Genomic DNA, 12,716 nt, shown 5'->3' with positions numbered 1-12,716 from the left:
ATCATATTTGACCCGTAGGGTTGATGTAAAGCTAGGGAATTTAAGCAGAATCAGGATGAGATTCAAAAGGTTATACATTCTGATTCTGTAAAAAAAGAAAGAGGGAGGAGATTCGTCTCTTCCCTCTTTACCTGCGTCGCTCGATGGCCAGAATATAAGGCGGTTGATTTTTAGGATTTACATACTGGTATCGCAGAACCATAAATTCAGGATAAGGAAGGTTTTCGACATACCATTCGACTTCTTCCTTTTCGTTCTTCCCTTCTTCATGTCCCCAATAGACGGTTAAGACAATCAATCCACCCACCCTGATAAGACGAAGAGCTTTTTCAATAGCAGCAAGCGTGGTACTTGCTTGAGTGGCAATCACTTTATCAGAACCAGGTAGGTACCCTAAATTGAATATGACTGCGGCCATACTTCCCTCAGGGTAATCCATTTCATCATGGGATCTGTGAAGCAGCTCAGCACGATGCCGCAACCCATATGACGATAACAATTTATCCGTACTTAGAATGGCTTGGCTCTGAATGTCGTAAGCATAGACCTTTCCTTGATCCTGAACCAACTGGGCTAAAAACAAAGTATCATGTCCATTACCCATGGTTGCATCAATGACCTCATCCCCGGGCCGTACTCTAGATTCAATTAGCTGATGGGCGGTTTGAGTAATTCGCGGGAACATAAGTACCTCCTTTTCCTCCACTAAACAAGGAAAACCATTTCCATTAAAAGGAAAAAGGCTGCCCATAAATACATGAGCAAGCCTTTCTTTTTACATGAATTCTGCACAAAGCTTTTCAAACTTGGCAGGATCGAGTGTAAGATCTTGTTTAGCAAGACCCTGTTCACTAAATCCATGAACCAGGGATTGGTAATCCTTAGCTTCTGTATTCTGATAGATCAATCCGCTCACCAAGTCATTGTTCTCCATCAATACACGCATAGCTTGGATCTTATTATGTGGATCATAGCCTTCAATATCATTTAAGCTAACGACGTTTTCTTTGAACCAGTCGTAAGTATTGATCTTGTTGAAGGTTACACATGGGCTAAATACGTTAACTAAAGAGAAGCCTTTGTGTTGGATTGCCTTTTCAATAATATCAGTCATTCCCTTTAAATCACTGGACATGGTTTGCGCCACAAATGTAGCTCCCATGGAAAGGGCTAACTGCATCGGAGAAACCGCAGCCTCAATGGCTCCCTTAGGAGTACTCTTGGTTACAAATCCAGTACCACTGCGAGGGGAAGTTTGCCCTTTGGTTAATCCATAGATTTGGTTGTCCATAACGATGTAAGTAATATCAACGTTACGACGAATGGAGTGTACAGTATGGCCCATTCCGATAGCAAAGCCATCGCCATCGCCACCTGATGCGATTACAGTTAAATCGCGGTTCCCCATTTTTACCCCTTGTGCAATCGGTAATGCGCGTCCATGGATACCATGGAATCCATAGGAGTTAATATATCCGGAGATTCGGCCAGAACATCCGATACCAGAAACTACAGCTAGGTTTTCCGGTTCAAGACCTACACTCGCAGCTGCACGCTGAATCGCAGCTTGTACAGAGAAGTCTCCACATCCTGGGCACCAGTTCGGCTTGACATTGTTACGAAAATCTTTAAATGTTGCCATGACTATAACAACTCCTTAACTTCTTTATAAACGATAGAAGGCAAGAACGGATCACCATCGTATTTCAATACGGATTTGATTTTATCATGCTGACCAACATGAAGCTTAATTTGAGCTGCCAATTGAGCTGTTGCATTGTTCTCTACAACCACAACCGTCTTAGCGTTTTCTACGTAATGCTTCAGCTCTTCAGCTGGGAATGGCCAGATTAAGCGAACGTGCGCTTGGTTAACTTTTAATCCTTCTTTTTCAAGTCTTTCTACAGCTTCCTCAATCGTGCCTCGAGTAGATCCCATTCCAACAACAAGCACATCTGCTTGTTCATGTTTCGCATTAGCAAGAATCGGATTGGTGACTTTGAGATTTTTCAATTTACCCAATCTCTTGTCCATCATCTTTTGGCGATTTACAGGATCCTCAGACGGTCTACCACCCTCATTATGCTCTACTCCGGTAACATGGTGAATTCCGTTTTTCACTCCAGGGATAACGCGAGGAGAGATTCCATCCTCAGTGAATTCATAGCGCTTAAACAGTCCACCCTCTTGCTCCGGCTGATCCTCGTCCACTAACTTACCGCGATTGATTTTTACGCGAGTATAATCTAGAGGCTCAACAGACATTTTACCCAAAGAAAGCTGAAGGTCTGTTAAAAGAATAACTGGAACTTGGTATTCTTCTGCGATATTTAAACATTCCATAGCATCATAGAAAGCTTCTTCTGCTGTACTAGGAGCTAAGACAACCTTTGGTATTTCTCCGTGAGTACCATAGATCATCGCATTGACGTCACTCTGTTCTTGCTTCGTTGGCAATCCAGTGGAAGGACCCCCACGTTGAGTATTTACAATAACGATTGGCGTTTCTGTCATTCCAGCTAAACCGATGGCTTCCATCTTCAAAGAAAGACCAGGTCCTGCAGAAGCTGTAATCGCGCGCGTACCAGCATAGTTCGCACCAAGCGTCATGGTAACCGCAGCAATTTCATCTTCCGTTTGGATAACCGTTCCGCCGAATTCAGGAAGCTTCTTAGTCAAGTATTCCATAACTTCGGATGCAGGAGTGATAGGATACGCAGCCATGAAGCGAACTCCACCAGCAACAAATCCTAGAGCGATCGCATCATTCCCAATCATAAACATCCGCTTCTTGCCGTCAGCAGGGTCGAGTTTAAATTCTGGAATGCTTCCACCTGCTTCATTGTTTATATATTCAGCGCCTTTGGCGATAGCTTCCATATTTTTGTCTACTACTTTTTGACCTTTTTTTCCAAACAACTCAGTTACCACTTCAGTGAAAGACTCCACAGGCAAGCCTAATACCGCGGTCGAAGCCCCCACGGCAACCATGTTTTTCATTAGGGACGTACCCAAATCTTCTGCTAACTGTGTAAATGGCACAGAGAATAGTCTTACATCCATCCCCTCTGGAGCTGTTGGGGAAAACTTGCTGTCCCCAATGATGATGCCGCCCTTACGCAACTCATGGGCATTGACATCTATGGTTTCTTGATCGAAAGCAACAAGGATATCTAGATCATCGGAGATTGCGCTGATAGGCTTTGTGCTTACGCGCATCTTATTATTTGTGTGTCCTCCTTTAATCCGAGAAGAGAAATGGCGATAACCGTACAAGTAATAACCTAAACGGTTCAGCGCGATAGCGAATATTTCACCCGTACTGTCTATCCCTTCCCCTTGTTGACCTCCAACCTTCCATGAAAGTTGACTTAACATGAACTCCACCCCTTCAAACGTTGACATCGTTTCTTTCTCAAAATTACACCTACAAGCTTATCATTTCTTTCTTTCGGAAGGAAGAGTATTCCCAAAGGCACACTACAGTATGCCTCTTACTAAAATGTGAACAAATTGTTAAGCTTTTAACCGTCTTCATTGTAGTCCTATCTGCAAAAAAATGCAAGTAATTTTGCGGAAGAAATAAAAAATTACAATTCTACATTTTAACCTAAAACTTGAGTGAATAATCTCTCCCAATTACCATGCAACCACTTTTTAACTTGTTCCTCTTTATAATAAACCAATAGGGTATCAACTAGAAGGGTATAATATTCCATACTTTTCAAATCTGTCATGGTTTGTGTGATCCCATCAAAGTCAGACCCGAACGCAATATGATCCTCTCCCCCTAAAGATAATGCATGCTCCAAGTGCTTGATCAATTCCGTGATAGTCACTTGGTTTCCGGTGGAAACAAAATAAGGGACAAAAGTAAGACCAAGCACACCATTTTTCTGGTAAATAGCCTTAATCTGTTCGTCATTAAGATTACGTCGATGTTTATGTACATGCAGACAGTTCGAATGCGAGGCCATGAATGGGTCAGAGGACAGCTCAACCACGTCCCAGAAACCTTTTTCCGATAAATGAGAGACGTCTAATACAATTCCTAGGCGGTTACACTCCCTTACTACCTCTCGCCCAAAATGGGATAGCCCGCTAGGGTTCGGCTCTTCCACTCCATCTGCCGCTTCATTCCGATAGTTCCAGGTCAAGCCTAAGGCTCTTACACCCAGACGATACAAAGTTCTTAAATTCACGATACTTCCTTGCAGCGCATCGGCTCCCTCTAAAGTCAGCATTCCCCCACGCAAATTTTTATCCCTCATGACTTTGGCCATATCGTTTGCATTGTAAATTGGAATAAGTTTGCTGTCTCGTACAACCTTCTCGTAAAAGATGTCAATCATCTTTAATGCGGACTCGAATCGAAGCTGTACAGGGGTTTCTGCATAGACAAACAATGCAAAAGCCTGAACGGATACGTTTGACTTTTCCATAAAAGAGTACTGCACATGCAATTGTTCATTACCGTCATAAAACGATAGGCTCGGCTCTTCCCATAATTTCAGTAAGGCATCACAGTGAGCATCAATGATTTTCATGAAGGGTCCTCCTCTATTTATCGGCGGGCTGACACAGCAAGAAAACTTGGCACGCGCCGAGCCACAAGTTTTCCTCGTGCTGTCCAAATAATATAACGAAGTAATAATTTGACAGTACTAAAAAACCTGTTTACTCAACTTGAATAAACAGGTTTTATCCATATATTAACATACATTCTTATCTTGGCTCTACAATAAGCTTTATGGCCGTACGCTCTTCCCCATCTATTAAAATATCAGTAAATGCAGGTATGCAAATAAGATCTACACCGCTAGGAGCTACAAACCCTCTTGCAATAGCTACCGCTTTGACAGCCTGGTTTAGTGCACCTGCTCCGATCGCTTGGATTTCAGCAGCACCACGTTCCCGCAGCACCCCGGCAAGCGCACCAGCTACAGAGTTGGGATTAGACTTTGCTGAAACTTTTAATACCTCCATGATCCAGTACCTCCTTGAATGATTGGATGATTATTAACACTGCTACTATATTCACCGGTTCAGCCAAACATTCCACTTCTATTCTTGTCCAGTTTCAAATATTCAGTTAATTATTCCTAAAAAAACACCCCTATGTCTCAAAGGGGTGATCTTCGTCAATCCGAATAGGTTTAATTTTAATTCCTTTACCCGTTTCCTTATGTAAATCTATAATTACGGCATTGAGTTGATTGCGTCCGGAAGCAACCTCGAACCGAACAGGCAATTGTGTGAGAAACTTTTTGAGCACAGCGTCTGTTTCCATACCTAAGATGGAATCGTAAGGTCCTACCATGCCAACATCAGTTAAGTAAGCTGTACCCTTTGGCAGGATTCGGGCATCACCTGTTTGGACGTGCGTATGAGTGCCCACCACGGCGGAAACCTTGCCATCAAGAAACCAGCCCATGGCTTGCTTTTCAGACGTTGCTTCTGCATGAAAATCGACAAAAATATAAGGGGTGCGTTGCCTAATCTTTTCAATCAGTTCTTCTGCTATACGAAATGGACAATCAAGGGGAGGAAGGAAGGTTCTTCCCATGAGGTTGACGACAGCCAATTCTGCTTGGTTTGATTTGATATATGTATAGCCCACGCCAGGTGTTCCAGGAGGGAAATTTGCTGGACGGACTAGTTTGCTTTCTCTATCAATAAACTCAAAGATCTCTTTGTTATCCCAGGTGTGATTTCCCATGGTTATCGCTTGGACACCCGCTTCATAAAACGATTTCGAAATAGCCGCGGTAATCCCTCTTCCTCCTGCAGCATTTTCTCCATTCACGACAGTAAACAGCGGCTGGTACTTTCTTTTAAGCTTAGGCAGTAACTCAATTAAGGTTTCTCTTCCACCTTTCCCTACAATATCCCCGATAAATAATATCCTCATTGCTTCACCTCAGTTATCGTTTTTAAACAAAGAAGAATGATAAAGACGTAAAAAGTCTGCTCCTTATGAGAGAAGCCTATATAAAAGTTATATTCTCCTAAAAAGCTAAAAAAATAAAGTGGCTAGCAGCCACTTTATTTTGCATATTCAACAGCTCTTGTTTCACGAATGACGGTCACCTTAATATGTCCAGGATAATCCAATTCACTCTCGATCTGCTTGGTTATCTCTCTGGCCAAGCGATGCGCTTCCAGATCATCAACGACTTCCGGTTTCACCATTATGCGAATTTCCCGTCCAGCTTGAATCGCATAAGATTTCTCAACTCCTTCAAAGGACTCTGAGATCTCTTCAAGCTTTTCTAATCGCTTAATATAGGTTTCTAGCGTTTCTCTTCTCGCTCCCGGTCTTGCAGCAGAAAGAGCGTCAGCAGCAGCAACAAGCATCGCAATCACATTATCCGCTTCCACGTCTCCATGATGTGATGCAATAGCATTCACGACATGAGGATGCTCATTGTACTTCTTCGCTAATTCAACGCCAATTTCCACATGGGATCCCTCTACTTCGTGGTCAATGGCTTTACCAATGTCATGCAAAAGTCCAGCACGCTTCGCTAAGATGATGTCTTCGCCTAGTTCAGCCGCCATCAATCCGCATAAATGTGCCACTTCAATGGAATGCTTAAGAACATTTTGTCCATAACTTGTACGGTATCTCAATCGACCCATGATCTTGATTAGATCTGGATGCAATCCATGGACTCCGGTTTCAAACGTAGCTTGTTCCCCATATTCTCGAATGCGCTCATCTACTTCTCTTCTGGATTTTTCAACCATTTCCTCTATACGGGCTGGGTGAATGCGTCCATCAGCTACCAGCTTTTCAAGCGCAGTCTTTGCAATTTCTCTTCGAATCGGATCAAAGCCGGATAAAATAACAGCCTCCGGCGTATCATCAATAATTAGATCAATTCCTGTCAGTGTTTCTAGTGCGCGTATATTACGTCCTTCTCTCCCGATAATACGCCCCTTCATCTCATCATTCGGCAACGTTACAACAGATACAGTTGTTTCTGCAACGTGATCGGCTGCACATCGTTGAATCGCTGTAGTGATAATTTCTCTTGCACGCTTGTCAGCTTCTTCCTTAGATCTCTGTTCGATTTCCTTGACAAGCATAGCACACTCATGTTTAACTTCGCTTTCTACTTGGGACAGGATAATGGATTTGGCCTCTTCTCTGGTCAATCCAGATATCCTTTCTAATTCAAGCTTTTGGCTATTGTAAAGCTCTTCCACTTTGCTTTGCAATTCCGAGATGGCACGCTCTCTTTTTTCAAGCTCTGCTTCTTTTCTCTCGAAATTCTCCAACTTGCGGTCTAGGGTTTCTTCCTTTTGCAGGACACGTTTTTCTAAACGCTGAACCTCATTTCGTCTTTCACGATTCTCTTTCTCTGCTTCGGTGCGGACCTTATGCACCTCGTCCTTCGCTTCAAGAATTTTCTCTTTCTTAAGCGCTTCTGCTTCTTTTCCAGCCTGGTCAACGATCTGCTTCGCAGCTTCTTCTGCACTGGAAATCTTCGCTTCAGCTATGGACTTACGAATTAGATAACCGATACCGACTCCGACCGCCGCGGCTGCAAGCAGAAGCAAAATTCCTCCAACACTCAACAGATCCATCTGTCGTCACCTCCTTGCACCTGGGTCATAAAGTCAAATTTTCTTTTTCATTTTCACATAAACATTTCATTGAATTTTAGAATGGATTTGTCAAAGGAGACACTACAAGTTTCTAAAAATCCAACTTTTAATTGAAATAAGAGTAAAAGGTGAATATACTTTTATATTTTACTGATAGAAAGTAAACCTTGTCAAGAAATTACTAAGTAATTTCGTTATCTTATTCCATATATCTGTCCCCCACCGCATGTATTCCTTCCATTATCACTTCTAAGGGGAAACCCTTCCTCTGTAAAAAAGGGACTAGCTTTTTTTTCATTTCATAGAGATTGGGGTACTTTACACCCTTACACTTTTTTTCAATCCACTGGATGACCATCTCTTTTTCTTCTCGCCCAGAAAGATGTCCTTGTATTGCTTGGTCTGCTATATTATCTTCGATGCCCCGTTGCATTAACTCCATTCGAAGCAAATATCTTCCCCTAGGTTTCAGCCTTTTTCTTTCCTCCACCCACTGAAGGGCGTAGGTTTGGTCATCTAGGTAGTTTTTCTCAAGCAAAAAGGTAATGGCACTGTCGATATCCTCAGAAAGAAACCCCTTCTTTTGCAAGTATTCCTTAACCTCGGCACTCGTTCGGGGCCTGAAGCTTAAAAAACGCATGGCATACTGAGTTGCCCGATGGCGTTCTTCTGCTAAAAGGACTTCCTTCATTTCTGCAGAATCGATCTCTCTGCCCTTCATTAAGCGGTATTTGACCAAAATATCTTCATGCACGGCGAACGCGAATTCGTCATTCACATAGACATTATACCGAGAACGGTTTTTTTTCTGCTGCTCAATCGATGTAATTTTGGTTTCATTTCCCTGTACTTGCTCTTCAGACATACCTATCCCTACTTTATTATTAAATCAGAGGAAAAAAGCAGTCTGCTCTCTCAAGTAAAAGAACAGACTGCCACCTATTTATTTATTCAAAGTCAAGTTCTAGTTCGTCTAGCGACTCTTCTTCGCTATCATTCTGTGGTTGGATAACGGGATTATCTAAGCTGTAATGCTCTCTTATTTGCTTTTCAATCACTGCTGCAATTTCCGGATTGTCTTTAAGGAACTGCTTCGAGTTTTCCCGTCCTTGCCCTAAACGATCACCGTTATAGGAATACCAAGCTCCACTCTTATTGACAATATCCACTTCCGCAGCAATATCCAACAAACTGCCTTCATGGGAAATTCCTTCCCCATACATAATGTCCACCTCACACACCTTGAAAGGAGGAGCTACTTTATTTTTAACGACTTTAATTTTTGTTCGGTTACCGACCATATCATTGCCCTGCTTAATAGTATCAGCGCGCCGAACATCTAAGCGCACGCTTGAGTAGAACTTCAACGCTCTTCCCCCTGGAGTGGTTTCCGGGTTCCCAAACATGATCCCTACCTTTTCCCGCAGCTGGTTGATAAAGATCGCAATCGCCTTCGACTTATTAATGGCTCCCGCTAACTTCCTTAAGGCCTGGGACATCAATCTCGCTTGAAGACCGACATGAGAATCTCCCATTTCTCCTTCAATCTCTGCTTTTGGAACTAGAGCTGCGACCGAGTCAATAACGAGTATATCAACCGCTCCGCTGCGTACAAGAGCTTCAGCAATCTCAAGGGCTTGTTCTCCTGTGTCAGGCTGCGATAGAAGCAATTCGTCAATGTTTACCCCCAGCTTTTGCGCATAAACCGGGTCAAGGGCGTGCTCGGCATCTATAAATGCAGCTTGCCCCCCATTTTTCTGGACAGAAGCAATGGCATGAAGGGCAACAGTTGTTTTACCAGATGATTCTGGACCATATATTTCTACGATTCTTCCACGCGGGTAACCACCAATACCCAAACAAATATCTAAAGCGATGGATCCACTAGGAACCGTTGAAACAGTTGCAGAGGCAGCCATTTCACCTAGTTTCATAATCGATCCTTTTCCGAATTGTTTCTCTATCTGGCGTAACGCCATATCTAAGGCAGCTTTTCGATCAGACAAAAAAGCTCTCCCCTTCCCTCAATTAAAGTAACGATACAAGCTACCTCGATAGGCTCATATCCCTCACATCTATGATACCTAAAATATCGGTTGTTGCCAATAGCAAATAACAAACAAACGTTCTCTTTTTATTAACAGTTGCTTTCAGGCTAAAAGGGTCAAAAAATGATGGACCTGCTTCAATTTTACCCGCTAATAGCAAAAGAAGACCCTTCTTTAAGAGCCTTCTTTCCTTTGCATGATATATTCTCTATGCCTTTGCCCCTCTAGGTTTAGCCGGCTCTACGTTAACGCGTGCTCCTTTAATCCGGGATTGGCGAAGGGCTTCATATACAAAAGGCGCCACTTCTTCAGTAACTTCAAAGAATGTAAACTTTTCAAAGATATCGATGCGTCCAATGGACTTCGAGGTAATTCCCACCATTTCAGAAACTTCCTTAACTAGATCCTGTGGCTTAATATCCACGTTGCGGCCGACATTCATAAAGAATCGGACCATTCCTTTGGTTGCCCCTGTTTCTCCAAAATTGTATACTTCTTCTTCCTCACCTACTTGCAGGGATGAGGAGAATGCGGTATATAAGGCTGCCGAAGCAATTTTATCAAGAGGGAACTGGTGTTGGAGTTCCTCTACAATACTGCTGAATAATGATAAATCTACATCTTGCGACAATAGATTTACCATCTGATCTCTCCATTGGCCCTGCTGGCGTTCAGCTACTTCTTCGAGCGTAGGAACGTTGCGAGGCTGGATGATAGATTTCGTTACTTTCTCAATCGTAATAAGCTGCTTCATTTCCCGTGGCGTCACTAGCGTTAACGCAATACCTTTGCGTCCCGCCCGTCCTGTCCGGCCGATTCGATGAACATAGCTTTCTGGATCTTGAGGAATATCGTAATTGATAACATGAGTTACATTGCCTACATCTATTCCCCTTGCAGCAACATCTGTCGCAACGAGCAATTCAATGGTTGAATCACGGAAAGCCTTCATCACGCGGTCCCGCTGCGCTTGGCTGAGATCTCCATGGAGGCCGTCTGCCATATAGCCTCTTTCCTGCAAGGCATCAGTAAGTTCATCGACTCCACGTTTGGTGCGGCAAAAGACAATGCCTAAGCCAATATCTTCACTATCCAAGATGCGGCACAAGCTTTCCATTTTGTTACGTTCCAGAACCTTATAATAAACTTGGTCAATAAGCGGGGCAGTCACTTCCTTACGGTTAATAGCAACTGTTTCGGGATTGTTCATATACCTGCGAGATAAATCCTTGATCTCATTCGGCATTGTTGCAGAGAAGAGCAAGGTTTGCCGCGTATCTGGCGTATGGCCAATAATTTCCTTGATATCATCAATGAAGCCCATGTCTAGCATTTCATCAGCCTCATCCAGTACGACCATGCTGACATCATCTAGGCGAAGCGTTTTTCTTCTTAGATGATCCAATATTCTTCCCGGAGTTCCAATAACTACCTGGACTCCTTGTTTCAATGTCCGAATCTGATGCCCAATGGATTGACCGCCATAAATGGGAAGAGTGCGAGTTCGTTTATACTTGGAGATCTTGCGAAGTTCCCCTGAAACCTGAATGGCTAGTTCGCGCGTAGGCGTTAAGACCAAGGCTTGCACCTTGTTGTCATTGGACATTTTCTCAATCAGAGGAATCCCAAAAGCTGCCGTTTTCCCAGTTCCCGTCTGAGCCTGGCCCAATAAATCCTTTCCTCCCAGAATAAGCGGGATGGCAGAAGCCTGGATTGGGGATGGTTCTTCAAAGCCCATGTCATGGATAGCACGATGCACATTACGATGCAATTCAAAATCTGAAAAAGTAATCATATTTAACCACCTTGTATTCAATTAATTTCTCTTAACTGCTGGATCAGCAGGTTTAGACTATTTTTCGCAGCACGCAGCTGAATGCCGTCTCTTGTTCCGGAAAGATTCAATTCGATGAACCGCTCTCCCTGCTCGCTCGAAATTCCAATATACACAAGTCCAACTGGTTTGTTTTCAGTTGCGCCTGGCCCTGCTACACCTGTTATCGACAAGCCAAAATCTGCGCTCAATTTGGCTCGGACCTGAGAGGCCATCATGGTTGCCACAACTGAACTTACAGTGCCATGTTCCTCTATCGTGCCGCCCGGAATATCAAGCAGCAGCTGTTTAGCTTCTGCGGAATAGCTGACAACTCCGCCTAGGAAGACTTCCGACGATCCGGGAATCCTCGTTAACATCCGACTGACTAACCCCCCCGTGCAGCTTTCTGCTAAAGCTAAGGTAAGCCCTTTTTCCTTCAATAAATCAAAGGCTACCGTCTCAAGTGCCTCTTGATTATAACCATATAAAAAGTGCCCCACGCGTCGTTTAATTTCAGCTTCCACTTCATGAATCATTTCATTAGCCATTTCTGTACTCGTAGCTTTAGCCGTCAAGCGAATGGTCACTTCCCCCTCGCTGGCTAATGGAGCGATGGTAGGGTTGGATTGGCTGTCAATGAGATCCATTAGGCTTTCTTCCAAAGCGGACTCACCTATGCCAAAAAATCGAAGAACTTTAGAATGGACCACCTGCTGATCGGGGAACAATGCCTTAAAATAAGGGACTGCATAAGAATCAAACATCGGATTTAGCTCGCGAGGAGGGCCCGGCAGCAATACATAGTGAATTCCTTCCACTTCTATAGCCATGCCTGGGGCCATACCATGGTCATTCGGCAAAACATGGCATCCCTCAATGACCATGGCTTGTTTTCGATTGTTCTCGGTCATGACAATCCCGCGGCGAACAAAAAACTCCTCAATCCGAGACATGGAGATAGAATCTAGCACCAAGGATTTGTTCATGCAGCCGGCGATCGTTTCCTTCGTGAGGTCATCCTTAGTCGGACCTAAACCCCCAGTAAAAATAATAATCTTTGATCTGCTTTGAGCGGTTTCTACGATTCCTTTCAGGCGCTGGGCATTATCTCCGACTACGGTATGATATAGGACATCTATGCCCAATTCGGCCAATTTTTTAGATATGTATTGCGCATTCGTATTAGCAATCTGACCAAGCAGCAACTCTGTCCCTACAGCGATGATTTCCGCTTTCAA

General features: G+C 43.6%; 11 protein-coding genes. All 11 read right to left on the bottom strand.

Translation table 11 applies throughout. The features are described 5' to 3' along the window. Positions 1-127: 127 nt before the first annotated feature. Entirely contained in the window at positions 128-685 is a 558-nt protein-coding gene (mnmM, locus tag ABLT31_RS02480) for a tRNA 5-(aminomethyl)-2-thiouridylate-methyltransferase MnmM (protein ID WP_367748421.1), read from the bottom strand. A gap of 90 nt (positions 686-775) precedes the next feature. Continuing rightward, positions 776-1,642 (bottom strand): 2-oxoacid:ferredoxin oxidoreductase subunit beta, encoded by an 867-nt coding sequence (locus ABLT31_RS02475; RefSeq protein ID WP_367748418.1) that lies wholly within the window; start codon positions 1,640-1,642, stop codon positions 776-778. A 2-nt stretch (positions 1,643-1,644) separates the two neighbouring features. Then, positions 1,645-3,378 (bottom strand): 2-oxoacid:acceptor oxidoreductase subunit alpha, encoded by a 1,734-nt coding sequence (locus tag ABLT31_RS02470; RefSeq protein ID WP_367748416.1) that lies wholly within the window; start codon positions 3,376-3,378, stop codon positions 1,645-1,647. Positions 3,379-3,605: 227 nt separating this feature from the next. Next, the gene (locus ABLT31_RS02465; RefSeq protein ID WP_367748414.1) at positions 3,606-4,547 is read right to left on the bottom strand and encodes a dipeptidase; all 942 of its coding nucleotides are present in this window, start codon (positions 4,545-4,547) and stop codon (positions 3,606-3,608) included. A 178-nt stretch (positions 4,548-4,725) separates the two neighbouring features. Beyond that, a complete protein-coding gene (gene spoVS, locus ABLT31_RS02460) occupies positions 4,726-4,986 on the bottom strand; it encodes a stage V sporulation protein SpoVS (protein WP_094835567.1) in 261 nt (86 codons plus the stop codon). 130 nt (positions 4,987-5,116) lie between these two features. Beyond that, positions 5,117-5,911: a TIGR00282 family metallophosphoesterase gene (locus ABLT31_RS02455; protein ID WP_367748411.1), complete on the bottom strand. Its 795-nt coding sequence runs from the start codon at positions 5,909-5,911 to the stop codon at positions 5,117-5,119. Positions 5,912-6,045: 134 nt separating this feature from the next. Continuing rightward, entirely contained in the window at positions 6,046-7,593 is a 1,548-nt protein-coding gene (rny, locus tag ABLT31_RS02450; protein WP_367748410.1) for a ribonuclease Y, read from the bottom strand. A gap of 220 nt (positions 7,594-7,813) precedes the next feature. Continuing rightward, positions 7,814-8,479 (bottom strand): RecX family transcriptional regulator, encoded by a 666-nt coding sequence (locus ABLT31_RS02445; protein WP_367748408.1) that lies wholly within the window; start codon positions 8,477-8,479, stop codon positions 7,814-7,816. A gap of 82 nt (positions 8,480-8,561) precedes the next feature. Continuing rightward, positions 8,562-9,620 carry a recombinase RecA gene (gene recA, locus ABLT31_RS02440; RefSeq protein WP_367748406.1) on the bottom strand — a complete coding sequence of 353 codons (1,059 nt, stop codon included), beginning with the start codon at positions 9,618-9,620 and terminating at the stop codon, positions 8,562-8,564. Between the two features lie 250 nt (positions 9,621-9,870). Then, positions 9,871-11,457, bottom strand: coding sequence for a DEAD/DEAH box helicase (locus ABLT31_RS02435; RefSeq protein ID WP_367748403.1), 1,587 nt, complete (start codon positions 11,455-11,457; stop codon positions 9,871-9,873). Between the two features lie 17 nt (positions 11,458-11,474). Then, positions 11,475-12,716 (bottom strand): competence/damage-inducible protein A, encoded by a 1,242-nt coding sequence (locus ABLT31_RS02430; RefSeq protein ID WP_367748400.1) that lies wholly within the window; start codon positions 12,714-12,716, stop codon positions 11,475-11,477.

The sequence above is a fragment of the Ammoniphilus soli genome, assembly GCF_040813775.1.
Note: the sequence above shows the minus strand (reverse complement) of the source record. Positions and strands in the feature narration are given on the sequence as shown.

What these genes read in the sequence shown, in the direction of transcription:
- rny (WP_367748410.1), bottom strand. Translation starts at nt 7,593, where the DNA reads ATGGATCTGTTGAGTGTTGGAGGAATTTTGCTTCTGCTTGCAGCCGCG.
- ABLT31_RS02435 (WP_367748403.1), bottom strand. Translation starts at nt 11,457, where the DNA reads ATGATTACTTTTTCAGATTTTGAATTGCATCGTAATGTGCATCGTGCT.
- ABLT31_RS02475 (WP_367748418.1), bottom strand. Translation starts at nt 1,642, where the DNA reads ATGGCAACATTTAAAGATTTTCGTAACAATGTCAAGCCGAACTGGTGC.
- spoVS (WP_094835567.1), bottom strand. Translation starts at nt 4,986, where the DNA reads ATGGAGGTATTAAAAGTTTCAGCAAAGTCTAATCCCAACTCTGTAGCT.
- mnmM (WP_367748421.1), bottom strand. Translation starts at nt 685, where the DNA reads ATGTTCCCGCGAATTACTCAAACCGCCCATCAGCTAATTGAATCTAGA.
- ABLT31_RS02465 (WP_367748414.1), bottom strand. Translation starts at nt 4,547, where the DNA reads ATGAAAATCATTGATGCTCACTGTGATGCCTTACTGAAATTATGGGAA.
- ABLT31_RS02445 (WP_367748408.1), bottom strand. Translation starts at nt 8,479, where the DNA reads ATGTCTGAAGAGCAAGTACAGGGAAATGAAACCAAAATTACATCGATT.
- ABLT31_RS02455 (WP_367748411.1), bottom strand. Translation starts at nt 5,911, where the DNA reads ATGAGGATATTATTTATCGGGGATATTGTAGGGAAAGGTGGAAGAGAA.
- ABLT31_RS02470 (WP_367748416.1), bottom strand. Translation starts at nt 3,378, where the DNA reads ATGTTAAGTCAACTTTCATGGAAGGTTGGAGGTCAACAAGGGGAAGGG.